Origin of the sequence: Bradyrhizobium sp. 132 (assembly GCF_023074185.1) — a bacterium.
Classification (GTDB): domain Bacteria; phylum Pseudomonadota; class Alphaproteobacteria; order Rhizobiales; family Xanthobacteraceae; genus Bradyrhizobium.
This window is the reverse complement of record NZ_JADPKY010000071.1, coordinates 1-23,741: the sequence shown is the minus strand read 5'-3', so window position 1 is coordinate 23,741 and position 23,741 is coordinate 1. Positions and strand designations below refer to the sequence as shown.

Genomic DNA, 23,741 nt, shown 5'->3' with positions numbered 1-23,741 from the left:
GATCAGGCTGCCTTCCGTTCCATGACAATGCTGCCGGCACCGTCGATATGGGCGTCGAAACTGGTGGAGACGAAGGTGGACGTTTCGTCCTCGGCGATCACGGCGGGTCCCGCAATGGTCGCGCCGGGCGCCATGTCTTCGCGGCGATAGAGCGGAATCTCGATCAGCTCCCCGGCCCGGCCGTCGAAGAATTTGCGCATGCCCGACGCCTTGCCGGCGGGCATGCGCGCCACATCGGCGACGCGCGGCGGATTGCGCGCCTCGGTGGTTGCAAGCACCGACCAGCTCAAGACCTCGATCGCAGCGCCCGGGATCGGCCGTTCGAACATCGCCGCATAATCCGCCTCGAACTTCTGGCGCAGGCCGGCCAGATCGGTCGTCGCCAACCGCCGGTTCGGCAACTCGATCGAGATCTCATGGCCCTGGCCGACGTAGCGCATGAAGGCGGCGCGGCGCTCGCGGACCGGCGCGCCTGCTGCACCCGTCTCGACCAGCGCACGCGCTTCGGTCACCATCTCCTGGAGCAGGTCGGAAACACCATCGGTGTCGAAATCATCGAGCCGGACATGACGGCTGCGCACCAGCTCATAGGCGATCGGAGCCGCAAGGAAGCCAACGGCCGAGCCGACACCGGCATTGGAAGGGACGATCACGCGGGAGACGCCGATCTTCTCGGCGACGCGCGCTGCATGCAGCGGTGCCGCGCCACCGAAGGCGATCAGCGTGTGCTGACCGACAATCTCGCCGCGCTCGACCGCATGCACGCGCGCCGCACTCGCCATGTTCTCGCACACGACCTCGTGCACGGCATAGGCCGCAGTCTCCGCGGACAGACCCAGCGGCTCGCCCACGGCGCGCAGCAGCGCCTGTTTCGACAGCTCCGGATCGAGCTTGATCGTTCCACCCGCGAAGTCGTCGGGATCGATCATGCCGAGTGCGACGTCGGCATCCGTCACGGCCGGGCGCAGGCCGCCGCGACCGTAGCAGGCGGGCCCCGGCTCCGACGAGGCGCTCTCGGGGCCGACGGTGACGCGCTTCATCGCGTCGACATGGGCGATCGAGCCGCCGCCGGCGCCGATCTCCACCATCTCGATCACGGGAATCCGCACCGGCAGCCCCGAACCTTTCAGGAAGCGCGCGGCGCGATCGACCTCGAACACGCGCGAGGTCTCGGGCTGGTATTTTTCGATCAGGCAGATCTTTGCCGTGGTGCCGCCCATGTCGAAGGACAGCACCTTGCTCTCGCCGAGACGCGCCGCGATCTGCGCCGCGAAAATGGCGCCGCCGGCAGGACCGGATTCGACGAGACGCACCGGAAAGCGCCGCGCCGTCTCGATCGAGGTGACACCGCCGCCGGAGGTGACAAGATAGATCGCGCCGCGGTACTGCTCGACCTGCAAGGCGTCGGACATGCGGGCAAGATAGCCGTCGATCAGCGGTTGCACATAGGCATTGGCCACCGCAGTCGATGTGCGCTCATATTCGCGGATCTCCGGACACACCGCGGACGATACGGTCACGGAAATACCGGGCATCTCCTCGCTGATGATCGCAGCCGTGCGGCGCTCGTGCTCGGGGTTGGCGTAGGAGTGCAGGAACGCGATCGCGACACTCTCGACCTTCAGCGCGCGCAATCTTGGCGCGAGCGCGCGCACTGCAGCTTCGTCCAGCGGGAGGCGGACGGCGCCATGGGCGTCGATACGCTCGGGCACGGTGAAGCGCAGGGATCGCGGCGCGAGCGGCTTCGGCTTGTCGATGGAGAGGTCATACTGGTCGTAGCGGCTCTCGGTGCCGATATCGAGTACGTCGCGAAAGCCGTCGGTCGCGATCAGTGCCGTCTTGGCGCCGCGGCGCTCGATGATGGCGTTGGTCGCGAGCGTCGTGCCGTGAATGAAGACGTCGATGTCGCTGATATGCGCGCGCGCATCAGCGAGAATGAGCCGCATGCCATCGAGCACCGCCTGTTCGGGCCGCTGCGGCGTCGTCAGCAGCTTGCGCGTCTTGCGATCCTGCCCCACGTCCAGCACGATGTCGGTGAACGTGCCACCGATATCGACGGCAAGCCGCACCTCGGCTCCCTCAAGCATTCCAAATTCTCCGTGCTGATCGTCAAGACTGAGGACAAAAGCGCAGCAATTTCCATGCCATCGATGGCGCGGACATGCGGCGTTCGGCTATTCTGCTTGGCACCTATGCAATAGGCAAGGCGTGTTCGCAGCCTGCGCGATCAGAGCAGGAATGCAAGCGCCGCTTCGCAGCGCTCCTCGACCTTCAGCGTCAGGAGATCATCGGCGCGGGTGCGTCCGAGATTGACCGCAGCGATTGGGATTTGCCGATGCGCGGCAGCCTGCACGAAGCGGAAGCCGGAATAGACCATCAGCGAGGAGCCGACGATCAGCATGGCGTCGGCCTGCGCCAGATGATCCTGCGCGGATGCGACGACGTCGCGCGGGACGTTCTCGCCGAAGAACACGACGTCGGGCTTGAGAATTCCGCCGCAGGCCTCGCAGGCCGGGACCTTGAACGACGAAAAATCCGCATGCTCCAGGTCGGCGTCGCCATCGGGTGCATCGGCGGCATCGAGCGTCAGCCATTCCGCATTGGCGCGGCCGAGCGTCTCCTGAAATTCGCTCCGCGGCGCCTTTTGGCCGCAGCCCATGCAGCGGACCAGATCGAGCCTTCCGTGCAGGTCGATCACCTGGCGCTGGCCGGCGGATTGATGCAGCCGGTCGACGTTCTGGGTCAGCAGCATCCCGCAACGCCCGCTGGCCTCGAGCCGGGCGAGTGCGTGATGCGCATCGTTCGGCCTCGCCTGGCCGAACCTGCGCCAGCCGATCAGGCTGCGCGCCCAATAGCGCCGGCGCGTATGCTCTTCCGACATGAAGGCCTGGAAGTTCACCGGCTGGGTCCGCTTCCAGTTGCCGTGGCTGTCGCGGTAGTCGGGAATGCCGGAGTTCGTGCTGCACCCGGCGCCGGTCAGCACGAACAGTTTTTCGTGCCGGCCGACGAAATCCTGGAGCGGAGGGTTTGCCATGGCGCAGATGTAGGGCGCTCCGCCGGCTTTTGCCAGATCACCGCCGATCGGACAGGTCGAATCGCGATCAGCTCCACGTGCTCGACCTGATCGACCAGCCCGCCTCCGGTTGATCCGCACCCGAAACTTGGAGGCGCACGCCTAGCTCGCCCAGTTCTCGCGAAACTCGGGAAACAGGGTCAGGCCTCCACAAGCATAGATGGTCTGGCCGGTGATGTAACTGGCATCATCCGACGCGAGGAACGCAAACACGGCGGCGATCTCTTCCGGCGTGCCCACGCGACCGAGCGGAATGTGGCTGGAGACGAGGCCGCGCTTTTCTGCGTCGCCGGTCCATGCCGCATTGATCGGCGTATCGATCGCGCCGGGCCCGACCGCATTGACGCGAATGCCACGGCCGGCAAATTCGAGCGCCAGCGTACGCGTCAGATTGGCCATGCCGCCCTTGCTGATCGAATAAGCGAGATAGCCGGGTTTCGGGATGATCTGGTGCACGCTGGAGCAGTTGATGATGCTGCCGCCTGCGCCGCGCGCGACGAAATGGGCGAGCGCCTTCTGCGCGCAAAGCACGGCGCCGTTGAGATTGACTTCGATGATGCGGCGATAGGTTTCGACGTCGAGCGCCTCGCTCGGGGATTCCCGCTGGAAGCCGGCATTGTTGACGAGGCAATCGAGCCGTTTCCAGCGCGCCAAAATCGTCTCGAACATCGCGGCGATGTCCGGCTCATTGCCGACATCTGCCTTGACGATGACGTGGTCGAGCTTGCCATGGCCGCGGTCACCCGATGCCGTCCGCGCGAGCGCAAGCGTCTCCTCGGCCCCCTCAGGGTGACCGAAATAGTTGATGGCGACGGTCGCGCCTTCCTGGGCGAGCCGGATGGCGACCGCGCGGCCGATGCCTTGCGAGGCGCCTGTTATCAGCGCGTATTGGCCGACGAGGCGCGAGTGAAACGAGGTCGAACGATCGGTTTGTGGCATGGGTTCTCTCCGGGACGCCTGATCATCGACGGAACCGGCTTTTTGTTCCATCCCTCAGCGCATCGCTGCGATTCATTTAGCGCGCTGGGCCAGTGGCGAGCTTAGGATCTGGTAGAGGATGATGGCACCGAAGGTTGCGGTGCCGATCCCGCCGATCGTGAACGCGCCGAATTTGAGCGTCAGATCGCCCGCGCCTGCGGTGAGCGCGACCGCGACGGTGATCAGGTTTGCCGGACTTGAGAAGTCGACCTTGTTCTCGACCCAGATCCGGCCCGCCATCGCGGCGATCAATCCGAACAGCACGATCGAGAGCCCACCGATGACGGGACCGGGGATCGAGAGGATCAGCGCGCCGAATTTCGGCGAGAAGCCGAGCACGATCGACACAATGGCCGCGAAGGCAAACAGCAAGGTCGAATAGACCTTCGTCGCCGCCATGACGCCGATGTTTTCGGCATAGGTGGTGACGCCGGTGCCGCCGCCACAGGCCGCCACGATGGTCGCGAGGCTGTCGGCGAGCAAGGCGCGGCCGAGATAGTCATCGAGGCTCCGGCCTGTCATGGCGCCGACGGCCTTGATGTGACCGAGGTTCTCGGCGACTAGGATGATCGCAACCGGCGCGATCAGGGCGATCGCATCGACCTGGAAGGTCGGCGTGGTGAAGCTCGGCAGGCCGATCCACGGCGCAGCCGCAAGCTGGGTGAAGTCAATCGGCTTGCCGAAACCGAGGCCGTTCGCGAACAGCAAGTACAAAAGATATCCACCGATCGCGCCGAGGATGACCGGCAGGCGGCGCCACAGGCCCGAAGCGGCAACGGCAACCACGCCGATCATCAGAACGGTCGCGAGCCCGATCCAGGTGTCGAACGCGCCCGCGCTCACCGCCTTGACCGCCACGGGCGCGAGGTTGAGGCCGATCGCGGCGACCACAGCACCGGTGACGGCCGGCGGCAGCAACCTCTCGACCCAGCCAACCCCCGACCACATCACAATCAGCGCAATCGCGCCGTAGAGGACGCCGGCCCCGACGATGCCGCCAAGCGCAATCGACAGGTTCGGGTTCGGCCCGTGCCCGGCATAGCCGGTGGCAGCGATGACGACCGCGATGAAGGCGAAGCTCGATCCGAGATAGCTCGGCACGCGCCCCGCGACAATGACGAAGAAGATCAGCGTGCCGACGCCGGAGAACAGGACCGCAACATTGGGGTCGAACCCCATCAGCAGCGGCGCGATGATCGTCGAGCCCGACATTGCGACGCAATGCTGGAGACCGGAGACGACGGTCTGGCCGAGCGGCAATCGCTCCTCGGGCATGATCACGCCGGAGGACTTCAGCGTCCATCGCGGAAAATAGCCTTGCGCTCGCTCTTCGGAGCCCGTTGCAGTCGACATGTTCCCCCCGAGTTGCGGTGCAGCCATCAATCTTCGTGCGAACAGACAAAAATGTGATTGTCGCTTCTGCGGCGGCCATCACATGATGCAAATCAAACAAGATCAATACGTTCCGGGGCCTACTCTATGACACAAGTCGCGATCCAGCCAGCCATCCACCGCCGGCACCAGCCCTGGTACAAGGTCCTCTACGTCCAGGTTCTGATCGCGATCGTGCTCGGGGTGCTCATCGGCTATTTCTACCCCGATCTCGGCAAGGCCCTGAAGCCGCTCGGCGACGGCTTCATATCACTGATCAAGATGATGATCGCGCCTGTGATCTTCTGCACCGTGGTGCACGGCATCTCCTCGATGGGCGACCTCAAGCGCGTCGGCCGGGTCGGACTGAAGTCACTGATCTATTTCGAGACGGTCTCGACTGTCGCGCTCGCGATAGGCCTACTTGTCGGCGAGGTGCTGCAGCCCGGCAGCGGCTTTAACATCGATCCCGCCACGATCGATCCGAAGTCGGTGGCGACCTACGTCACCAAGGCCAAGGAGGAAGGCATAGTCGCCCATTTGATGGCGATCATCCCCGACAGCTATCTTGGCGCCATCGCACGCGGCGATCTCTTGCAGGTGCTGCTGATCTCGATCCTGTCGGGCTTCGCCATTGCCTTTCTCGGCAAAGCCGGCGAGCCCATTGCGGAAGCGATCGACAAGGCCGCGAAGATGTTCTTCGGCATCATCCGCATCATCGTGCGTGTCGCCCCTATCGGTGCATTCGGCGCGATGGCGTTCACCGTCGGCGCCTACGGCCTCGGCTCACTACTCAATCTCGCCGCCCTGATCGGCACGTTCTATCTCACCAGCATCCTGTTCGTGTTGATCGTGCTCGGCGCAATCGCACGGCTTGCCGGCTTCTCGATCCTGCGCTTCATCGCCTACATCAAGGACGAACTGCTGATCGTGCTCGGTACCTCGTCGTCGGAGACGGTGCTGCCGCAGATGATCCAGAAGATGGAGCATCTCGGCGCGTCGCGCTCGGTGGTCGGCCTCGTGATTCCGACCGGCTACAGCTTCAACCTCGACGGCACCAACATTTACATGACGCTGGCGACGCTGTTTTTGGCGCAGGCGACCAACACCCATCTGACCATCTGGCAGGAACTCGGCATTCTCGGCATCGCCATGATCACCTCGAAGGGGGCCTCGGGCGTGACCGGGGCGGGCTTCATCACGCTCGCGGCGACGCTCTCGATCGTGCCTGACATTCCGATCCAGTCGATCGCGATCCTGGTCGGCATCGACAAGTTCATGAGCGAGTGCCGCGCGCTGACCAATCTGATCGGCAATGGCGTTGCCTGCGTCGTCATCAGCCTCTCGGAAGGCGAACTCGACCGCGACGCCTTGCACGAGACCATGGCCCATCCGCTGGAGATGGGCGAAGCGCTGGAGCCCGGTGGAGGTGCGTAAGACCGCGCCCGGTTCCGACGCGGTAGTTTCCCGGAGTGGAAAATTGATGCGGCACGCCTCACAATACCGGTGTTGGGATCACGGATTGATACTCATTTTTTCCACCCGACGCGCTGGGGGCAGAGCGTCGGGTTTTTGTTGTTAGGACGACAGGCCTTGGCGAGCCGAATTATCCGGCCAGCTCGACCCTGCGCGTGATCCCTATCGCCTGCAAGAACGCCTCGTCATGGCTGACGACGAGAAGCGCGCCGTCATAGGCCCTCAAACCTGCCTCGACGGCTTCGATGGAATCGATGTCCAGATGATTGGTCGGCTCGTCGAGGATCAGCAGGGACGGCGGCGTCGCTCCGCCCAGCACACAGGCGAGGCCCGCGCGAAACATTTGCCCGCCGCTCAGGTGTCCGACGATTTGCAAGGCCGCATCGGCGCGAAACATGAAACGCGCCAGCGCGGCATGGCACTCATTCGGACCCGCCTTCGGATTGAGACGCCCAAAATTGTCCAGGATGGAGATCGCGGGATCGAGCAGGCTGACCTTCTGGTCGAACAGCGCAAAGTCCGGCCTGACCCGCACTATGCCGGAGAGCGGATGCAGCTCGCCGGCGATGAGTTTCAGCAGCGTCGTCTTGCCGGAACCGTTGGGCCCGACAATGGCCACGCGCTCCGGTCCGGCGATCGTGAGCGATAGATCGTGCAGGATTATCCGGTCCGGCTGATAGCCAGCACTTGCCCGATCCAGCCAAACCACCTCCCTCCCCGCCGGCAGGTGGGTCGAAGTTAGTTTCACCGACATTGGCTGAAGAATCTCGATGCGCCGGCGTGCGGTATCGACGGCCTCAAGCGCTTCCGCGCGACGCCGCTCAGCGATCTGCACGTTCTTGCCGCCGCTGTCCTCGCTACGATCCTTGCGCGCGCCGGCGAGGATGCGCGGCATGTCGCCTTTGGCGCGCTTCTTCTTACCCCCGCTGTCCTTGCGCGCTTTCTTCTCCGCAGCTTCCTGCGCCTTCCCGTCAATCCCGGACAGGCGCCTCTCGGCATGTGCGAGATCGTGCCTGACAGCCGCAAGCGCGACGGCCTTCTGCTCGCGGTAACTGCTCCAATTACCGCCGTATCGCGTGGCTCCGAGCGACGTCAGCTCGACAATCGCATCCATCGTTTCGAGCAGGCTCCGATCATGGCTGACGACAATCGCCCCACCGCGCCAGGACGCAAGGAAATTGATCACGGACGCGCGCCCCTTCCGATCGAGATTGTTGGTGGGCTCGTCGAGCAGCAGGAAGTCCGGCTCCGCGAAAATCAGCGCGGCGAGACAAACCCGCGTGATTTGCCCGCCCGACAAGCGCCCGAGCTCGATCTCCGGAGCGACGCCGAACCCGACAAGCGCAAGGGCAGATGCAAGCCGTGTCTCAAGGGTCCAATCGACCTCGATGACCTCCTCGGCCGAGGCTTCCCCGCGTTCAGCGCGACGAAGCAACTCCAGCCCTGGTCGCGCACCGAACAGGTCGATCACCTTCGCGCCCGCAAGGAGCTGGACGTCCTGGCGCAGCAGTCCGACGGTGCCGTTGACGACAACGCGCCCCGATTGGGGGACGTGCTCGCGAGAGATCGACGCAAGCAGCGTCGTCTTCCCGACGCCGTTGCGGCCGACAAGGCCGGTCCGCTCGGCGCCGAACGTCAGATCGATATTGGAAAAAAGAGGGCGGCCGTCAGGCGTGGACAGCGACAGATTCGACAGGATGATTGAAGCAGGCATGGAATTCCCCGTGAGCAAGGCAGGTCGGCTTTGCGGTCGGGGTAAAATCCATGGCTGCGAATATCCTGATTGGAGACTGTCTAAGTAGTCCCATTGAAGGGCGAGATCAAGGCGAGGCTCGCAGGGGCGACAGCGCGGGGAACGCTGACGTTCCCCGCCGGCCTGCGCGATCAGCCCTTGAGCGCGGTCACCACGACTTCGATCAGCGCGCTGCCGCCGAGATCGGCGACGCCGACGGTGGCCCGGGTCGGCAGATTGTCGCCGAAGAACTCGGTCCAGGCCGCGTCCATCTCCTTCTTCTTGGAAAGGTCCGTGACGAAGATCGAGGTGCTCACGACGCGCGACTTGTCGGTGCCCGCTTCCTTCAGATAGGCGGCGATCTTGCCGAGGATGTTACGGGTCTGCTCGCCCATCGAGAGCGAGGTGTCGTCGGCGATGGTGCCGCCAAGGAAGACGAAGCCGTTGGCCTCGACGGCGCGGTGCATGATCGGCGTGCGGATGCTGCGGGTAATGCTCATGATGTCCTCTTGTTGCTAGAGCGTGGGGGAATAGAAACGGTCGATGCCGAGATCGCCGATGCGGGTCTGGGTGCCGCCATTGACAATCAGCTCCGCCATCACGGCGCCGGCGCCGGGGCCGAGCTGGAAGCCGTGCAGCGAAAATCCGAACTGGTGATAGAGGCCCTTGTGGCGGCTGCTCGGTCCGAACACTGGGATGTCGTCCTTCATCTTCGCCTCGATGCCGGCCCAGGCCCGGACGATCGTCGCGTCGCGCATCACCGGAAACAACTCGAACACGGTGCGGGCGCTGGTCGCAAGGCTCTTCCAGTCCAGCACCGTCTCGTTGCGATCCTGATAGGGCGTGGCTAGATGGCCGCCGCCGATCAGCACGGTGCCGTTCTTGAATTGCTTGAAGGAGAGCTTTCGGCCGCGCAGGATCACGACGGGATCGATGAAGTGAGGCACGCGTGAGGTGATCATCAGCATCGGCGCCACAGTCTCGACCGGAACGGGCTCACCGAGCGTGGCTGCGATGGTCCCGGCCCAGGCGCCGGCGGCATTGACCAGCACCGGCGCGGCAAAGCTCTCGGCGCCGACATCGACATGCCAGAGGCCCTCGCTCTGCCGGATGTTGCTGGCGGCGACGCCCTCGCGCACTATCGCGCCGAGCTGCTCCGCCTTGCGCCGGAACGCCGTCGTGGTCTGCGCCGGATTGGCGGCGCCGTCGCGGCGCGAGACCACGCCGCCGGGACAGGTCTCGGCCACCGCCGGCACGAGGCGGCGCAATTCAGTCGCGTCGATCAGCTCCTCGTGGGTGAAACCGAGCGTGTTCAGTTCGGCGACGCGCGCGCGGCACACCGCGAGCTCTTCCTCGTTCTCGGCGACCAGCACCTGGCCGTAGTTTTCAAAACTGCAATCGTCGTCGACGAGGTCCGAAATCTTCTCCCAGATTCCCATCGAGCGGATCGAGAGGGGGATTTCCGGGATGTGCCGCGCGAGCTGGCGCACACCGCCGGCATTGACGCCGGAGGCGTGGCGGCCCGCATAGTCCTTCTCGATCAGCACCGGCTTCAGGCCGGCGAGGCACAGATGCAGCGCGGTCGAGCATCCGTGGATGCCGCCGCCGACGACGATCGCATCCACGTTTTTGGTCATCCGCGCACCACCGCCTTGATGTCGTCTTCGCTCTTCGGAACCGCGGCAAGCTCGGCGAGCGTGATCGGCTTGACCGGCGCGCGCAGCCGGTAATAGCCGATCTCCTGCGGGGTTTTGGCCCGCGCCTGCGCCATCAGCTCGGTGACGGTGAGGCCGCAGAGCCGGCCCTGGCACGGACCCATGCCGGTGCGGCGATAGGCCTTGAGTTGATTGGGCCCGGTCGCGCCGATCGCGACGGCATCGAGAATGTCCTTCGCGGTCACCTCCTCGCAGCGACAGACGATGGTGTCGCCTGCGGGAATGCGAAACTGCGGCGCTGGGCGGAACAGCGTGTCGAGGAAGGTGCGACCACGCTCGGCCTTGGCGAGATCGGAACGGAGCGTCGCCAACGCGGGAAGCTTCGCGGCAGCCGCAGGCGCCAATGCTTCCGCCGCTGCCCGCGCCGCGATGCGGCCACGTACCACGGCTGCACTCGCACCGCCGATGCCGGCACCGTCGCCGGCGATCGCAATGCCGGCGACCGACGAATTGCCGCTCGCGTCGAGCACCGGCGACCAGCACAATTGCAGATCGTCCCAGCGATGATCGACGCCGGCCGCCATCGCCAGATTGACATTGGGCACGACGCCCTGATGCAGCAGCAGCAAATCCGCCGGAATGGTCTCGCGCTTGCCACCGGCCACATAGCTCACGCCCGCGAGCTGGCCGTCGCCGGATGCCGCAAGCTCGGTGACGCCGGAGACGACCTGAACCTTCGCCTTCACTTCGCGCATCATCGACAGGCCCTTGCGGAAATAGGGCGAGGCCAGAAAGGCGAAAGCGTGAGGCAGAGCGGCGAAGTAGTTGCCACGCTCGGTGGTGTCGAGAATGCGATCGATGCGGCCACCGAGCCGCAAAATCTGCGCGGCGAGCAGCCAGAGCAGAGGCCCCTGCCCCGCGATCACCGTGCGTCTGTCCGGCACCAACGCTGACGACTTCAACATCGTCTGCGCCGCGCCCGCGGTCATCACACCCGGCAGCGTCCAGCCGGGAATCGGAAACGGCCGCTCCAGCGCACCGGTCGCAAGGATCACGCGTTTCGCCTTGACAAAGGCGGAGGCGCCCCCGACCGAGACGGCGATCTCCAGGTTGCGGTCGAGGCTCCAGACCGTGGCGCGATGGATGACTTCGGCGTTGCTCGCGCGCAATGCTTGCACGAGATCGGCACCCACCCAATAGTCCGCGCCGAGCTGATTGCGCTCGGTCACCGGCGTCGAGGCGATGGCGCGAAACACCTGGCCGCCGGGACCGATGTTCTCGTCGAGTAGTAGGGTCGACAGACCGGCTTCGGCCGAGGTCGCAGCGGCCGCGAGGCCCGCAGGCCCGGCGCCGATCACCACGACATCATAGTCTTCGCGCTTGGGAGCCACAGTCATTTTCCGATCTCCCGCTTGCCCTTCTGGATCTCGATCTGCATGCCCTCAGTGACCGGCACGAGGCAGCCCTGGCGGTTGCCGACGCCGTCGATGGTGACGAGGCAATCGAAGCACACGCCCATCATGCAATAGGGAAGACGCAGTGCACCGCTCACCGCGGTCGACCGGCGCACGTCGCAGCTCGAGGCCAGCAGCGCGGCCGAGACGGTGTCGCCCTGCCGCGCCGCGACGGCAATGCCGTCGACGAAGATCTGCACCGGCGGCCGTTTGTCCTGTTCGAATCGTTTGAACATCTTGGCTCCTTCAATATCTCTAATAGCCGCTGTTGTTCGCAGCGCCAGCGGCGCCAAAACGGCTGGCCGAGAACGCGCCGACCAGCTCCGGCTCGAGCGAACCCTGCGCGACCATCCGCGCGATCTCGAAAGCGTGGTTGGAGGCGAGCGTGACGCCGGAATGGCAGCAGGCGACGAAGGCGCCGGGATGGGTCTCCGACTGGTCGTAAATCGGAAAGCCGTCCTGCGGCATGACGCGGATGCCGGCCCAGCTCCTGACCACGTTGAGCCGCGACAGATGCGGAAACGTCCGCTGCGCGCGATCGGTCATCACAGCGCTGATCGAGTGCTTCAGCGCGCGATCGTCGAGCTCGTCTTCCTTGCTGTCGCCGATCATCACCGTACCCTCGTCGGTCTGGCGGATCGTAGTCAGCGGATGCGGCAGGAACGGCATGGTCCGCTCGGTCACCACGATCTGGCCGCGGGTCGGGCCCATCGGGGCGTAAAGACCGACCATCGGCGCGAGCGTCTGGTTGGCGTTGCCGGCGGCCAGCACGATCTTGGGGGCGCGAAGCTCGCCCTTCGGCGTGGCCAACTTGAATTCACCACCGCTTTTGCTGATAGCCGAAACCGGGCGCTCCGGGAAATAGTCGATGCCGTACGCCTTGAAGCCGGTGTGGAACGCTCGGAACGTGCGCAGCGAATTGACGTGGCCGTCGAGCGGGCAATAGCTGCCGCCGGACACCTCGGGGCCGATCAGCGGCAGCGACTTCTTCACGTCGGATGCGGAGAGCATCTCCATCTTGTAGTCGGCAGCACCGGTCTGGTTGTGCATGCGCGTGACCAGTTCGGCGCGCTGGCCGAACTCGTCTTCGCCGAGCGTCAGATGGAAGCCGCCATTTTGCTGAAGCGAAACATCGAGACCGGTCTGCTGCTTCAACTCCGAAGCAAGCCTTCCCCATGCTTGTGACGCCTGCACAGTCCACACCGTATACGCCGGCATGCCCAAGCCCTTGCTCTGAACCCAGACCAGGGCAAAGTTGGAGCGCGAGGCGCGCTTGGTGATGTCGCCCTCGTCAAGCACGGCGACGCTCTTGCCGAGCCTGCCGAGACCCCAGGCAATGGCGGAGCCGAGCAATCCGCCGCCGACAACGGCGACGTCGTAATCCCCTGACATGAGTTCTCCTATCGTCCCGTATCGCCCTTGCCGGCGAGCACACGATCGAGCCCGTAGAAGCGGTCGAGCAGAATGAGGGCGGTCATGGTGATCGCGATCACGCAGGCCGAGACCGACGTCACCAGCGGATCGATGTTGTCCTGGATGTACAGAAACATGCGCACCGGCAGCGTCTCGGTGCCGGGTGCCGCAAGGAAGACGGTCATGGTGAGATCGTCGAAGGACTGGATGAAGGCGAGCGCCCAGCCGCTGATGACACCTGGCAGGATCAGCGGCAAGGTGACTCGGCGGAACAGCGTCCAGCCGCCGGCGCCGAGCGAGACCGCGGCCATCTCGACCGAGAGATCCATGCCGGTTGCAGCCGCAAGCGTCAGCCGCAGCGCGAACGGAAACACGATGATGACATGCGCGATGATCAGCGCCGCGAAGCTGCCGCCGAGGCCCGCCGAGGTGAAGAAGCGCAGGAAGGCGATGCCGAGCACGACATGCGGGATCATCAGCGGCGACAGGAACAGCGCGGCCAGCGCATCGCGACCGCGGAAGCGATAGCGCGCGATCGCCAGCGCCGCCGGCACCGCGAACAACATCGCCACAAAAGAAGACAGCGCGCCGAGGCCAAGACTGATCCAGAAGGCGTGAATGAATTCGGGATAGTTGGCGATCGCCCTGAACCAGCGCAGCGAAAAACCGTTGGTCGGCAACGACAGGAAGCCTTCGGGCGTGAACGCGACGAGGCAGACCACGAGGATCGGCGACACCATGACGATGACGAAGATGGTGTGGAAGATCAGCGCGAGCGGGCCGTTCCGGCTCATCGGAATACCTCCGCGTAACGGCGCTCGATCAGCGCGTTGCTGCCAACGACGATCAAGACCAGCGCGGCGAGCAGTAGCGTGGCAACCGCTGCGCCCAGCGGCCAGTTCAGCGTGTTGAGGAACTCGTCATAGGCGAGCGTCGCCGCGACCTTGAGCCGGCGCCCCCCGATGATCGCGGGAGTCGCAAACGCGCTGGCTGAGAGCGAGAACACAATGATTGCGCCCGACAGCACGCCCGGCATGATTTGCGGCATAATGATGCGGCGGATGATCGTTACAGGGCCGGCGCCGAGCGACAGCGCGGCATTCTCGATCTGCGGATCGAGCCGCTGCAGCGCGGCCCACACCGAGAGCACCATGAACGGCATCATCACATGCGCGAGCGCAACCACCATGCCGGTTTCGGTGAACATGAAGGGAATGGGTGCGCGGATCAACCCGGCCGACATCAGCAGCTTGTTGACGAGGCCGTTGTTACCGCCGAACAGCAGCGCCCAGCCGAGCGTTCGCGCCACCACGGAAATCAACAGCGGCCCGAGGATCACGAGGAGGAAGACACTCTTCCAGCGTCCGCTCATGCGGTTGAGGATGTAGGCTTCGGGCGCGCCGAGCACGGCGGTGAGCAGCGTGGTCAGGATCGCGATGCGAAACGTCCGCCAGAACATCTCGGCGTAATAGGGGTCGGTTACGATCTCGTGCCAGTTCTTGAGGATGAAGACCGGCTCAATGCCCTTGTACTGACCCCAGTCGTGGAACGACAGCATCACGGTCATTGCCAGCGGGATCAGCAACACGCCGACGAACAGCATCAGGGCTGGCGCGCTCAGCGCCCAGGGCGCGCGTGCGTTCCGCTCCTCAGCAGCCACGCTCATGCGGAGGCTCCTCCGCGCACACCCATATCCTCCGGACGCCAGACGAGACGAACGGCCTCACCCTCGACCGGCTGCCTCTCGCCGTCATTCTGGCGGATCACGGTCGCCGGGCCGCATTCGCTGTCGCACTGGAACAGCCAGTGATTGCCCTGGAAGATGCGGGTAATGATTTTAGCGCCGAGTCCCGTATCGCCAAAGCCAATCCGCTCAGGACGGATGCTGACGGTCACGGGTCCGCTGAGCCCGGCAGGCGCGGGCGCGCTCCACGAGCCGGCGATCAATCGCGCAGGCGCACTCGTCCGATCAATCGTCGCGGCAAAGTCGTTGGTCTTGCCTAAAAACTGCGAGACGAAGGCCGAGGCCGGCTTCTCATAGGTCTCCTGCGGCGTGCCGATCTGCTCGATGCGACCCTGGCTCATCACCACGATGCGGTCGGACAGCGACATCGCCTCGTTCTGGTCGTGGGTGACCAGGATCGTGGTAGTGTCGATGGTGCGCTGGATCTGGCGCAGCTCGATCTGCATCTCCTCGCGCAGCTTGGCGTCGAGATTGGACAGCGGCTCGTCGAGCAGCAGCACGCTCGGCTTGATCACCAGCGCGCGGGCCAGCGCCACGCGCTGCTGCTGGCCGCCGGACATGCGGCGCGGATGGCGGTCCTCGTAGCCGGCGAGACCGACCATCGCGAGCGCGGCGCGGACGCGCTCGGCCCGCTCTGAGCGCGCCACCTTACGCATCTCGAGGCCGAAGGCGACATTCTCCGCCGCGGTCATGTGCGGAAACAGCGCGTAGCTCTGGAACACGATGCCGAGCCCGCGTTTGGCCGGATGGATCGCGGTCAGGTCCTTGCCCTCCAGCCGGATCGCGCCGCGGGTGGGATCGAGGAAGCCGGCGATCATTTGCAGGGTCGTTGTCTTGCCGCAGCCGGAGGGGCCGAGGAAGGAGATGAACTCCCCCTTCCCCACCGCGAGACTGAAGTCGTCGACGACAGTCTGCGCTCCGAATTGCTTGGCGATCCCTTCGAGTTCGAGATAGGCCATGGCACTGTCTCCGGTATGACCGATCAGCGCTCGACTTCGCGATTCCAGCGCTTGGTCCACTCCTCGCGCTTGTCGTTGATGACCGTCCAGTCCGGATTGTAGAGCTTTGCCGCGCGCTCGCCGATCGGCGCCATCTTGCCGAGCTCCGGCGGGACCACCAGCGATTTCAGCACCGGGCCGTAGCCGTAGTCCTTCAGCAACACGAGCTGGATTTTTGGGTCGAGCAGCTTCTTGATGAAGCTCGAGGCGAGCGGCGAGACGTTCGGCTTGGTGATTGGACATGCCGTCGTCAGCAGCGTCGCAGCGCCCTCCTTCGGGTAGACGAAGTCGACGGGGAAGCCGGTATTGGCAAAGCTCTGCACGCGTCCCGTGCCCCATACCGCGATCACGGCCTGACCGGACTGAAACAGCTCGGTCATTTTGCCCGGCGACGGCTCATAGGCGAGCACGTTCGGATTGATCTGCTCCTTGAAGATCTTGAAGCCGGAATCGACATTGGACTCGCCGCCGCCGTTCATCTTCGACAGCATCACCAGCGCTTCGAGGCCATAGGTGTTGTTGATCGGCGGGATCACGAGCTGTTTTGCGTATTTCGTGTCCTTCAAATCGTTCCAGGAAGTCGGCGGCGCCCAGCCCTTCTCCGCAAACACCTTGGTGTTGTACATCAGGCCGGTGGCAACGATGCCGATCGCGACAGCGCGGTCGTCCTTGAAGCGGGCGGTGTCGTAGAGATCGGCCGGCAGGCCATCAAGCTTGCCGCAGAAGCCGAGCTGGATCGCCTGGTACATCGGGCCGTCGTCGACGATGGCGACGTCGATCTGCTGGTTGCCCTTCTGCGCCTGAAGCTTTGCCAGCGTGTCGGTGGAGTTGCCAGCGACGTATTCGACCTTGACGCCGTTCTCCTTCTCGAAGGTCGGGATCACCTCGTCACGGATGGTTTTCTCGAACGAGCCGCCATAGCCGGCGACATAGAGCGTCTTTTGCTGGGCCGAGGCGACCGAGGGGGCGGCCATGAGAGCCGCGATGCCGACCGCTGTCAGAAGGCGAAAAGTCTTCATGTGGTCCGATCTCCATACCGGGGTGAGGTGACGTGCCGACGAGTCTCATGAGCCGAAGCGCCTTCCGCATTCCCTTCCGCGCCGGCCCGACACCAATCAGGACTCCGGCCCCTGCTCGGCGGATTTTGGCGCGATCCGGAGGTTTGAACCCCTCCAATCTGCCGAAAAAGCGGGCTCTCTCCAGCTCTGATGAAAAAGATCGCAAACCTAGCCTTCCATCGTCCAATGAATAATGGCACCCCTTGCATGCCGAAATGTTATGAATGGAATCGGGATGGCGCGGATCAATTCGCGGCAGGTGGAGGCCTTCCGGGCGACGATGCTGACGGGCAGCGTGACAGAGGCGGCGGCGCTGATGACCGTGACGCAGCCGGCGGTCAGCCGGTTGCTGCGCGACCTTCAGGCGCTGCTCAAGATGGAGCTGTTCGAGCGGCGCGGCACCGGCCTCGTGCCGACCGCCGCAGCGATGGCGCTTTATACCGAGGTCGAGCGCTCGTTCGTCGGCCTCGAACGCATCACGGCGGCAGCCGAGGAAATCCGTGGCCGCCGCACCGGCTCGCTGCGGATCGCTGCACTTCCAGCGCTGTCGAATGGCTATCTGCCGCGGCTTGCCGGACATTTTCTGAAAGAGCGGCCGAACCTCAACCTCGCCTTCTTCGGTGTGATCTCGCCGATCGTGGTCGACTGGGTGCTGAACAATCAATGCGACATCGGCTTTGCCGAGGTGCCGATCGCGCATTCCGGCCTGCCGAGCCAGCGGCTACCGTCACTGGCGCGTGTCGCGGTGCTGCCGACCGGACACCGGCTTGCAGAAAAGGAAGTGCTGGAGCCGGGCGATTTCGAGGGCGAGACGTTCATCTCGCTATCGGCGGGATCGTCGAGCCGGCACCTCGTCGATCAGGTCTTCCACCGCAGCGACGTCCGCCGCGTGCTCAGGGTCGAGACCACACTGTCGGAGATCATGTGCGGCATGGTGTCATCAGGCCTCGGGGTCGCGATCTGCGATCCCTTCACCGCGCAGGAATTTTCAACCCGCGGCGTCATCGCGCGCCGCTTCCTGCCGCGCATCGACTTCGAGTTCTCAGCCGTTTTCCCCGCACAGCGCAGCCCGTCGCCGGTGGCACTGGATCTCGTCGAGACCATGCGCAAGTCGCTCGCCGAATTCGAGGACGAAACGATGCTCAGCCGTTGAATGCGGCCTGCGCCTCCGGCAGGTCCCAGATCTTGCCGATCGCAGCGGTGCCGGCGGCCATGATCGCCGCCTCGTCGGCGCCGAGATAACGGCCGGCATCGATCAGCATGCGGCCGTCGACCATGACCTGATCGATATTGGCGCGGTTGGCGAGCGCGATCAGCGCGCGGCGCGGATCGAACAGCGGCTGAAGATCCGGATGGATCAGATCGACGACGGTGAGATCGGCGGTCGCCCCCGGCTCGATGCGGCCGAGGTCAGGCCGCTTGATGACGTCAGCGGCGACCGCCGTGTTCGCCTCGATCAGTTCGGGCGAGTTCGCGACGGCGCGCGCTGAGGTGATCTTGGAGATCAGCGAAGCTGCATTGAGTTCGCCGAGCGGTTTCTGGTGCGCAAGTCCAACCCCTCATCCTGAGGAGCGCGCCCGTTGCGCGCGTCTCGAAGGATAGAGGCCGAGGTGCAGCAACAGGGCCTGCATGGTTCGAGACGCCGCTTCGCGGCTCCTCACCATGGGGGTTGAAATCTCAGAACGGATCGGTCCCTAACCCCGGCACATCCGCCGGCCTCGGCCCCGGCGCCGGCCAGTGAAACCGCCGGTCGTTCTCCGCAATGGCGATGTCGTTGATCGAGGCCTCGCGCCGCCTCATCAACCCGTGCTCGTCGAACTCCCACTGTTCGTTGCCGTAGGAGCGATACCATTGGCGGCTCGCGTCGTGCCATTCGTACTGGAAGCGCACCGCGATACGGTTGCCGTCGAAGCCCCAGAGGTCCTTGATCAGACGGTACTCCTGCTCCTTCTCCCATTTGCGGGTGAGGAATGCGACGATGGCCTCGCGGCCCTGAAACACGTCCGAACGATTGCGCCAGCGACTGTCCTCGGTATAGGCGAGCGAGACGCGCACCGGGTCGCGCGAATTCCAGGCGTCCTCGGCCATGCGGGCCTTCTGCGCGGCGGTCTCACGGGTGAAGGGCGGAAGCGGCGGGCGCGACATGATGGCCTCATCGGTTGACGGGAGCGCAATCTACGCCTGCATGCCGCGGAGTCGAGAGGCCGTCCGCTATCGCCCGATCACGAAATCAGATCAGCCTTCATCATGGCGCGGATCGACTTCGGGATCGGCTGGGCGCGGCCGCCGCTGATGAAGGCGACGCGCACCTCGGCTTTCACCAGCACGTCCTCCCCGCGCCGCACCTCCTGCGCCAGCATGATCGAGGCGCCCTTCACCGCGACCGGCCAGGTCACGACGTCGAGCACGTCGTCCATCCGCGCGGGCTTGAGGAAATCCAGATGCATCGAGCGAACGACGAAGGCGAAGCCAGCATCCTCTGTCGCGGGCTGCTCGAACAATGCCTGTTGCTCGGCGCCCATCAGCCGTAGATGATTGGTCCGTCCGCGCTCCATGAAGCGCAAATAATTGGCGTGATAGACGATGCCGGAAAACACTGGTTTGACGATGTCGCAACAGAAGCCCAGCGGGTTGGTTTCAATGGGTCGCTGGACGCTAAGGCGTGAATGAGCAGCAGATTATTTATCTATGCCCTTCCATCGCAAGCCGCAGCGCCTTCGGGATGCGCTGCGCTTTCTGTTGGACCGCCGGGCCGCCGACCGGCAGACATAATTTCAGAATGTTGATCTCGAGGGCCGGACGAAGATGTCCGTCTCGCTATTCCAGATACGGCGTCAGCACATCTTCGATCCATTTCATGAATGCGCGGACTCGACGCGACAGATCGCTCCGATGTGCTACGACGAGGGACACGGCGAGCGCCCGGCGACGAAAATCGGGTATGATCTCCACAAGCGCTCCACTCTCTAAGTATCGGCCAATCCCCAAGAGTGGCGCCTGAATCAGGCCAAGGCCGGCGAGGGCAGCGGCTTCGTAGGTCTGCGCGCTGTTGACGTGTAGCGCACCTGGCAACTGAAGCGTCGCGTAGCTGTCGCCGTCCGGATATTCCCATCCATAGGGTCTTGCGCCCAGCATCGTCGAAAAATGAATAGTCCGATGTTCCTGATGCCGGAGATCATCCAGCGATCGAGGGACGCCGTAGCGCGCCAGATAGGGGGGACTGGCAGCGTTGACCACCGCAACAGGCCCAGTGGACGGGCAATCAGCGTCTCGTCCCCTATTGGTCCAAGCCGCAATACACAGTCGAACCCTTCTTGAACAAGATCGACTTGCCGATCCGTACTCGACACCTCCAGCTCCAACTCGGGGTGAGCCGCCATGAAATCCGGCAAGGCCGGCACGATCGTTGTGCGCGCCACCTCGGTCGGAAGATCGACCCGCAAACGCCCGCGAAGTGCCACGCGATCGCCTGCGAACATGGAGTGCAGGTCATCGACTTCAGCAAGCAGATCGCGGGCACGCGCATGAAATGCGCGTCCGTCTTCCGTCAACTGAACGCTGCGCGTCGTCCGGTGCAGGAGCCTCACACCAACATCTTCTTCCAGCTTCCGGACCGCCGTTGAAGCCCTTCCCTTCTGAATGCCCAGGCTATCGGCTGCGCGGGTGAAGCTCCCCATTTCCGCTACCGTTATGAAAATGAGGATCGGTTCGAGATTCTGCATTTTCATGCCTCGGTATTGTTCACCGCAGGGAGAACAGTGAGTTCATTTCCTGGGTGTTTATCATACCTAAGAGACACAGTAAGTGAGCTCCGAATATGGGATCCCCCCATCGGAGAACGACAAGTGTCCCAAACTATGAACCTGCATCACGTGCCTGAAGCTATGATCTTGCATCGCAGCCTATGGGCCGGCCGGATAGTGAGCGCGTTTTATCGCTCTGGTGGCAGACGGCACTATTCAGCTTTTCGCGCCGTCACAGATCGCGAGCATGTTGCACGAAACCGGGTTCGCGATGGACCTGACCTGTGTCGTGGGTCCGATCATACTCGCCTGCGCCATCCTACGCCATCCCGGCCACCGCCGTCCTCGGCGCGATCCTAGTGACGGGCTTTTTGGGAGGTGCCATCTGCGCCCATGTCCGCATTGGTGAGTTGGGATCGCCGCCGGAAATCATTTCCCTGCTTCTGGGCGCGATGACATGGGGCGGCCTCTACGCGCGCGATCCCCGAATCCGGGCCATTCTGCCGCTCATCCGTTGAACCAACAGGGGCAGTGCTCTGTCCCTCAAGATCAGGAGAAAACGCATGTTCTTAGTAATGGGAATCACGGGAAAAGTGGGCGGCGCAACGGCAGAACATCTCTTGGCGCACGGCAAGGAGGTACGCGCGCTAGTCCGCAATCGCGAGAAGGGGTCAAGCTGGGCGAACCAGGGCGTGGAACTGGTTGACGGTGATTGGAATGATTCGGCAGCCATCGAGCGGGCGCTCAAAGGCGTCGAAGGCGCGTTTGTCATGTTGCCGGCTGTCTGGGCCCCTCGCCCGATTACAAAGAAGCCAAGGGCGTGATTGCGAACTATGTCGAGGCGCTCACCCGCTTGCCGCGGAGAAATATCTCGACGGTCTTTTGGGTGATGCGGGCCTCACCCGTGAGCCCGTCAACCACCTCCATCGTGTGGCCAGAATAGTCGACGAACAGCTTCTCGCCGGCGACATGGACCTGGCGCAGGGTCGGCTTGAGGCGGCCGGCCCACTCCTTGTAGCGTTCGCAGAACCATGAGTAGCTGAAGCTGTCGGAGCTTGCGTCGCAATACTCCTCCCACAACAGCATCAGCGTGACGTTCGGGCGCCGCAGCTCGCGATGCACGAGCGCCCAATCCGGCTGCGGACGTTCCTCGCTGGGCCGATCAGAGGGTGGCGGATACAGGCGGTTCTCGAGCCGGACATCGTCATCCAGCTCTGGCCGCAACGGCCAGGTCAGGCCGGCGCGGCGGGCGCGGTTGAGGTACTTGCTGACCGTGCCTTGGGCCAAGCCGAGGCTGCGGGCAACGGCGCGTTGCGACATGCCGACGCTGTAGTGCAGGCGTAGAGCTTCACGAATGTGGCGCATGGACAGTCTCTCTGGTCTCTCTGTCGGCATCTCGATCCTCTGCGGTTGGGCAAAAGACCAAGGTAGCCGGGTTGCAGACTGTCAGCGGTGCGCGCCTCCCCGTTGCCCCCGATCATGATCGCTGGAAATAGCGATCACGATCGGCTGGAAACGACGATCACGATGCTCTGGAATGGGTGATCACGATGGCCTGGAATCGGTGATCACGATCGGCTGGAACACGCAGTCAGGGGGCCGTTTTGATGATCCCCCCGGAAAAGGCGGTGCGATTCGAGATCATTCGGACGGCCGCCTAAGTCCACTTAAATCCCGTCGCGCGTCATCTTTGGCCGTCCGCCGCTAGCTTGCGCAGGTTTCCTCCATCGGACGCTCAGACCTGTCCCGGCCGGCCCTACCCGGCCGCTCCCCCCGTCAAAGTACGGGCGCAGATCGAGTTAGACGTGGAAAACGGCGCCGGGAGCATGCCCGGTCGGCGGCGGCGCGTGCAACATCGAGCGGAATCAGCAGCTCAGGTCGGTTACAGGCGAAATTCGTGCGAAGAGTGATCTTGCCCGCGACCTCGAAAGCCGGATCTCCTCCGGCACAGGGCCCAGGACCCGATCCGGCTCGTGACTGAGTCCGCCACGGCTTTTATTCAATGGCGGACGAATGGAGAACAGCGTCGGCGAACAGGCGATTTGAGAGGTCGTCCGCGAGGACAACTACGTTTGGATGCTTCAGAAGCGAGCGATGGTCGCCAGGAAGAGGCGGCGCTTCAATGACGCTATCGAAGACAGCGCGCCATGAAGTTGCTGTGTTGGCGGAGTTCTGATTGTAAGAGACGCCGAGCGCCGAAACCTTCTTGGGTACGTAGAGTCTGCCCGCGCGAATATGGCGAACGAACACTTGGAAGATTTCCTCAAGCGCGGGTGCACCAATTTTCCATGCACCCGAGAGGGCGAGAGCAAGCGCTGCGAAGTCAGCTGGCCGAATTTCGGTCGTTGCACCGTGTTGAGGCGACAATCCACCCTCCTCCGCAAGGAATATAAGGAATTCAGACCATTCCTGGTCCATGGAGAGACTGAGAGGCGCTTCTAGGACCGACGGATAGGCACTATCGATCATAGCCACAAAATCGACCCTCACGTGTGCGGAAATAAGTACCCCAGCGATGGCGTGGGCGAGCACACCACCAAAAGACCATCCGGCGAGCGTACAAGCCATGTCCGGTAGCACTGGAAGAATGGCCCGAGCATAGACTCCAGCTATCTCGTCAATCGAACGCACCCTCGCGAGTTCGTGACCGAAGTTTAGGGCATGAATACCATAGATGTTTTGCGTAGGTGGCAACGCCCGCACGAGGTCATCATAGATGCTCAGGCCTCCGCCACGCGCGTGACAGAGGATAAGCGGCCGACTCTTGGCGACTCGAAGAGAAATGAGTTGGCCCGCAGATTTTCGACCGTCCTTTGATCGCGAGCGCACTTTCTCGGCGCACTGGTCGAGGCGGGGACTCGCGATATGCGCGGAAAGTTCGAGGGTAAGACCCCGCCGCCGGAGTTGCTCAAGCACTTGCAGTGCCAGCAGTGAGTGCCCGCCCAGCTCGAAGAAGTTGTCGTGCCGGCCGACACGTTCCAGGCCCAGAAGCTCGGCCCAGATCTGCGCCAGCGCGATCTCGATCTCGCCCCGCGGCGCCTCATAG

Annotated in this window: 23 protein-coding genes and 2 pseudogenes; 4 read left to right on the top strand and 21 right to left on the bottom strand. The window is 63.9% G+C overall.

The genetic code is table 11. The annotated features are described in order from the left end of the window. Window positions 1-2: 2 nt before the first annotated feature. From IVA74_RS11250 to IVA74_RS11235, 4 genes are all read right to left on the bottom strand, one after another. Window positions 3-2,087 (bottom strand): hydantoinase/oxoprolinase family protein, encoded by a 2,085-nt coding sequence (locus IVA74_RS11250; protein ID WP_247342939.1) that lies wholly within the window; start codon window positions 2,085-2,087, stop codon window positions 3-5. A gap of 140 nt (window positions 2,088-2,227) precedes the next feature. Next, the gene (locus IVA74_RS11245; protein WP_247342936.1) at window positions 2,228-3,034 is read right to left on the bottom strand and encodes an NAD-dependent protein deacetylase; all 807 of its coding nucleotides are present in this window, start codon (window positions 3,032-3,034) and stop codon (window positions 2,228-2,230) included. 141 nt (window positions 3,035-3,175) lie between these two features. Further along, a complete protein-coding gene (locus IVA74_RS11240; protein WP_247342933.1) occupies window positions 3,176-4,012 on the bottom strand; it encodes an SDR family oxidoreductase in 837 nt (278 codons plus the stop codon). Between the two features lie 72 nt (window positions 4,013-4,084). Further along, complete coding sequence (locus IVA74_RS11235) at window positions 4,085-5,404, bottom strand: solute carrier family 23 protein (protein WP_247342929.1); 1,320 nt, start codon at window positions 5,402-5,404, stop codon at window positions 4,085-4,087. Window positions 5,405-5,530: 126 nt separating this feature from the next. Here IVA74_RS11235 and IVA74_RS11230 point away from each other — a divergent pair, with 126 nt between their 5' ends. Then, window positions 5,531-6,859 carry a dicarboxylate/amino acid:cation symporter gene (locus tag IVA74_RS11230; protein WP_247342926.1) on the top strand — a complete coding sequence of 443 codons (1,329 nt, stop codon included), beginning with the start codon at window positions 5,531-5,533 and terminating at the stop codon, window positions 6,857-6,859. A 169-nt stretch (window positions 6,860-7,028) separates the two neighbouring features. Here the strand turns inward: IVA74_RS11230 and IVA74_RS11225 are convergent, their stop codons facing one another. The 10 genes from IVA74_RS11225 to IVA74_RS11180 form a co-directional block, all read right to left on the bottom strand. Next, window positions 7,029-8,612, bottom strand: coding sequence for an ABC-F family ATP-binding cassette domain-containing protein (locus IVA74_RS11225; protein WP_247342923.1), 1,584 nt, complete (start codon window positions 8,610-8,612; stop codon window positions 7,029-7,031). A gap of 170 nt (window positions 8,613-8,782) precedes the next feature. Continuing rightward, on the bottom strand, window positions 8,783-9,130 hold the full coding sequence (locus tag IVA74_RS11220) for a RidA family protein (RefSeq protein ID WP_247342921.1): 348 nt from the start codon (window positions 9,128-9,130) through the stop codon (window positions 8,783-8,785). A gap of 15 nt (window positions 9,131-9,145) precedes the next feature. Continuing rightward, window positions 9,146-10,267 carry an FAD-dependent oxidoreductase gene (locus tag IVA74_RS11215; protein ID WP_247342918.1) on the bottom strand — a complete coding sequence of 374 codons (1,122 nt, stop codon included), beginning with the start codon at window positions 10,265-10,267 and terminating at the stop codon, window positions 9,146-9,148. Further along, on the bottom strand, window positions 10,264-11,682 hold the full coding sequence (locus tag IVA74_RS11210; RefSeq protein ID WP_247342915.1) for a (2Fe-2S)-binding protein: 1,419 nt from the start codon (window positions 11,680-11,682) through the stop codon (window positions 10,264-10,266). The genes IVA74_RS11215 and IVA74_RS11210 overlap by 4 nt, the downstream gene beginning before the upstream one ends. After that, on the bottom strand, window positions 11,679-11,975 hold the full coding sequence (locus IVA74_RS11205; RefSeq protein WP_247342913.1) for a (2Fe-2S)-binding protein: 297 nt from the start codon (window positions 11,973-11,975) through the stop codon (window positions 11,679-11,681). Before IVA74_RS11205 ends, IVA74_RS11210 begins: the two co-directional genes overlap by 4 nt. Window positions 11,976-11,994: 19 nt before the next feature. Further along, window positions 11,995-13,131, bottom strand: coding sequence for an FAD-dependent oxidoreductase (locus IVA74_RS11200; protein WP_247342910.1), 1,137 nt, complete (start codon window positions 13,129-13,131; stop codon window positions 11,995-11,997). Between the two features lie 8 nt (window positions 13,132-13,139). Further along, on the bottom strand, window positions 13,140-13,946 hold the full coding sequence (locus IVA74_RS11195; RefSeq protein ID WP_247342907.1) for an ABC transporter permease: 807 nt from the start codon (window positions 13,944-13,946) through the stop codon (window positions 13,140-13,142). Further along, window positions 13,943-14,818 carry an ABC transporter permease gene (locus IVA74_RS11190; RefSeq protein ID WP_247342904.1) on the bottom strand — a complete coding sequence of 292 codons (876 nt, stop codon included), beginning with the start codon at window positions 14,816-14,818 and terminating at the stop codon, window positions 13,943-13,945. The genes IVA74_RS11195 and IVA74_RS11190 overlap by 4 nt, the downstream gene beginning before the upstream one ends. Then, window positions 14,815-15,855: an ABC transporter ATP-binding protein gene (locus tag IVA74_RS11185; RefSeq protein WP_247342901.1), complete on the bottom strand. Its 1,041-nt coding sequence runs from the start codon at window positions 15,853-15,855 to the stop codon at window positions 14,815-14,817. The genes IVA74_RS11190 and IVA74_RS11185 overlap by 4 nt, the downstream gene beginning before the upstream one ends. Before the next feature lie 23 nt (window positions 15,856-15,878). Then, window positions 15,879-16,913: an ABC transporter substrate-binding protein gene (locus IVA74_RS11180; protein WP_247342899.1), complete on the bottom strand. Its 1,035-nt coding sequence runs from the start codon at window positions 16,911-16,913 to the stop codon at window positions 15,879-15,881. A 274-nt stretch (window positions 16,914-17,187) separates the two neighbouring features. Here IVA74_RS11180 and IVA74_RS11175 point away from each other — a divergent pair, with 274 nt between their 5' ends. After that, window positions 17,188-18,105, top strand: a complete 918-nt coding sequence (locus IVA74_RS11175) for a LysR substrate-binding domain-containing protein (RefSeq protein WP_247342896.1) — start codon at window positions 17,188-17,190, stop codon at window positions 18,103-18,105. Here IVA74_RS11175 and IVA74_RS11170 read toward each other — a convergent pair. The 5 genes and pseudogenes from IVA74_RS11170 to IVA74_RS40865 all read right to left on the bottom strand — a co-directional run. Beyond that, window positions 18,095-18,484, bottom strand: a pseudogene (locus IVA74_RS11170) (amidohydrolase family protein); the annotation flags it as partial. The gene IVA74_RS11175 and the pseudogene IVA74_RS11170 overlap by 11 nt on opposite strands. Window positions 18,485-18,629: 145 nt before the next feature. Next, window positions 18,630-19,097 (bottom strand): nuclear transport factor 2 family protein, encoded by a 468-nt coding sequence (locus IVA74_RS11165; protein ID WP_247342894.1) that lies wholly within the window; start codon window positions 19,095-19,097, stop codon window positions 18,630-18,632. 77 nt (window positions 19,098-19,174) lie between these two features. After that, window positions 19,175-19,507 carry a thioesterase family protein gene (locus IVA74_RS11160; protein ID WP_346730944.1) on the bottom strand — a complete coding sequence of 111 codons (333 nt, stop codon included), beginning with the start codon at window positions 19,505-19,507 and terminating at the stop codon, window positions 19,175-19,177. Window positions 19,508-19,769: 262 nt separating this feature from the next. After that, window positions 19,770-20,189 carry a LysR substrate-binding domain-containing protein gene (locus tag IVA74_RS40870; RefSeq protein WP_346730943.1) on the bottom strand — a complete coding sequence of 140 codons (420 nt, stop codon included), beginning with the start codon at window positions 20,187-20,189 and terminating at the stop codon, window positions 19,770-19,772. Between the two features lie 65 nt (window positions 20,190-20,254). Next, window positions 20,255-20,629 (bottom strand): annotated as a pseudogene (locus IVA74_RS40865) (LysR family transcriptional regulator); the annotation flags it as partial. Between the two features lie 350 nt (window positions 20,630-20,979). Between IVA74_RS40865 and IVA74_RS41160 the strand changes: the two are divergent. Beyond that, complete coding sequence (locus tag IVA74_RS41160; protein WP_346730942.1) at window positions 20,980-21,213, top strand: DoxX family protein; 234 nt, start codon at window positions 20,980-20,982, stop codon at window positions 21,211-21,213. Window positions 21,214-21,258: 45 nt separating this feature from the next. After that, a complete protein-coding gene (locus IVA74_RS11150) occupies window positions 21,259-21,519 on the top strand; it encodes an NmrA family NAD(P)-binding protein (protein WP_247400933.1) in 261 nt (86 codons plus the stop codon). A 7-nt stretch (window positions 21,520-21,526) separates the two neighbouring features. On the opposite strand, the gene IVA74_RS11145 is transcribed toward IVA74_RS11150, so the two are convergent. After that, window positions 21,527-22,060: a sigma factor-like helix-turn-helix DNA-binding protein gene (locus IVA74_RS11145; protein WP_247342844.1), complete on the bottom strand. Its 534-nt coding sequence runs from the start codon at window positions 22,058-22,060 to the stop codon at window positions 21,527-21,529. A 630-nt stretch (window positions 22,061-22,690) separates the two neighbouring features. Beyond that, on the bottom strand, window positions 22,691-23,741 hold a 1,051-nt coding region (locus tag IVA74_RS11140; RefSeq protein WP_247342841.1), incomplete at its 5' end, for a thioesterase domain-containing protein.

Bases quoted from the DNA above. Each gene is read 5' to 3' on its own strand.
- IVA74_RS11250 (WP_247342939.1), bottom strand. From the start codon at position 2,087: ATGCTTGAGGGAGCCGAGGTGCGGCTTGCCGTCGATATCGGTGGCACG.
- IVA74_RS11245 (WP_247342936.1), bottom strand. From the start codon at position 3,034: ATGGCAAACCCTCCGCTCCAGGATTTCGTCGGCCGGCACGAAAAACTG.
- IVA74_RS11240 (WP_247342933.1), bottom strand. From the start codon at position 4,012: ATGCCACAAACCGATCGTTCGACCTCGTTTCACTCGCGCCTCGTCGGC.
- IVA74_RS11235 (WP_247342929.1), bottom strand. From the start codon at position 5,404: ATGTCGACTGCAACGGGCTCCGAAGAGCGAGCGCAAGGCTATTTTCCG.
- IVA74_RS11230 (WP_247342926.1), top strand. From the start codon at position 5,531: ATGACACAAGTCGCGATCCAGCCAGCCATCCACCGCCGGCACCAGCCC.
- IVA74_RS11225 (WP_247342923.1), bottom strand. From the start codon at position 8,612: ATGCCTGCTTCAATCATCCTGTCGAATCTGTCGCTGTCCACGCCTGAC.
- IVA74_RS11220 (WP_247342921.1), bottom strand. From the start codon at position 9,130: ATGAGCATTACCCGCAGCATCCGCACGCCGATCATGCACCGCGCCGTC.
- IVA74_RS11215 (WP_247342918.1), bottom strand. From the start codon at position 10,267: ATGACCAAAAACGTGGATGCGATCGTCGTCGGCGGCGGCATCCACGGA.
- IVA74_RS11210 (WP_247342915.1), bottom strand. From the start codon at position 11,682: ATGACTGTGGCTCCCAAGCGCGAAGACTATGATGTCGTGGTGATCGGC.
- IVA74_RS11205 (WP_247342913.1), bottom strand. From the start codon at position 11,975: ATGTTCAAACGATTCGAACAGGACAAACGGCCGCCGGTGCAGATCTTC.
- IVA74_RS11200 (WP_247342910.1), bottom strand. From the start codon at position 13,131: ATGTCAGGGGATTACGACGTCGCCGTTGTCGGCGGCGGATTGCTCGGC.
- IVA74_RS11195 (WP_247342907.1), bottom strand. From the start codon at position 13,946: ATGAGCCGGAACGGCCCGCTCGCGCTGATCTTCCACACCATCTTCGTC.
- IVA74_RS11190 (WP_247342904.1), bottom strand. From the start codon at position 14,818: ATGAGCGTGGCTGCTGAGGAGCGGAACGCACGCGCGCCCTGGGCGCTG.
- IVA74_RS11185 (WP_247342901.1), bottom strand. From the start codon at position 15,855: ATGGCCTATCTCGAACTCGAAGGGATCGCCAAGCAATTCGGAGCGCAG.
- IVA74_RS11180 (WP_247342899.1), bottom strand. From the start codon at position 16,913: ATGAAGACTTTTCGCCTTCTGACAGCGGTCGGCATCGCGGCTCTCATG.
- IVA74_RS11175 (WP_247342896.1), top strand. From the start codon at position 17,188: ATGGCGCGGATCAATTCGCGGCAGGTGGAGGCCTTCCGGGCGACGATG.
- IVA74_RS11165 (WP_247342894.1), bottom strand. From the start codon at position 19,097: ATGTCGCGCCCGCCGCTTCCGCCCTTCACCCGTGAGACCGCCGCGCAG.
- IVA74_RS11160 (WP_346730944.1), bottom strand. From the start codon at position 19,507: ATGGAGCGCGGACGGACCAATCATCTACGGCTGATGGGCGCCGAGCAA.
- IVA74_RS11150 (WP_247400933.1), top strand. From the start codon at position 21,259: ATGTTCTTAGTAATGGGAATCACGGGAAAAGTGGGCGGCGCAACGGCA.
- IVA74_RS11145 (WP_247342844.1), bottom strand. From the start codon at position 22,060: ATGCGCCACATTCGTGAAGCTCTACGCCTGCACTACAGCGTCGGCATG.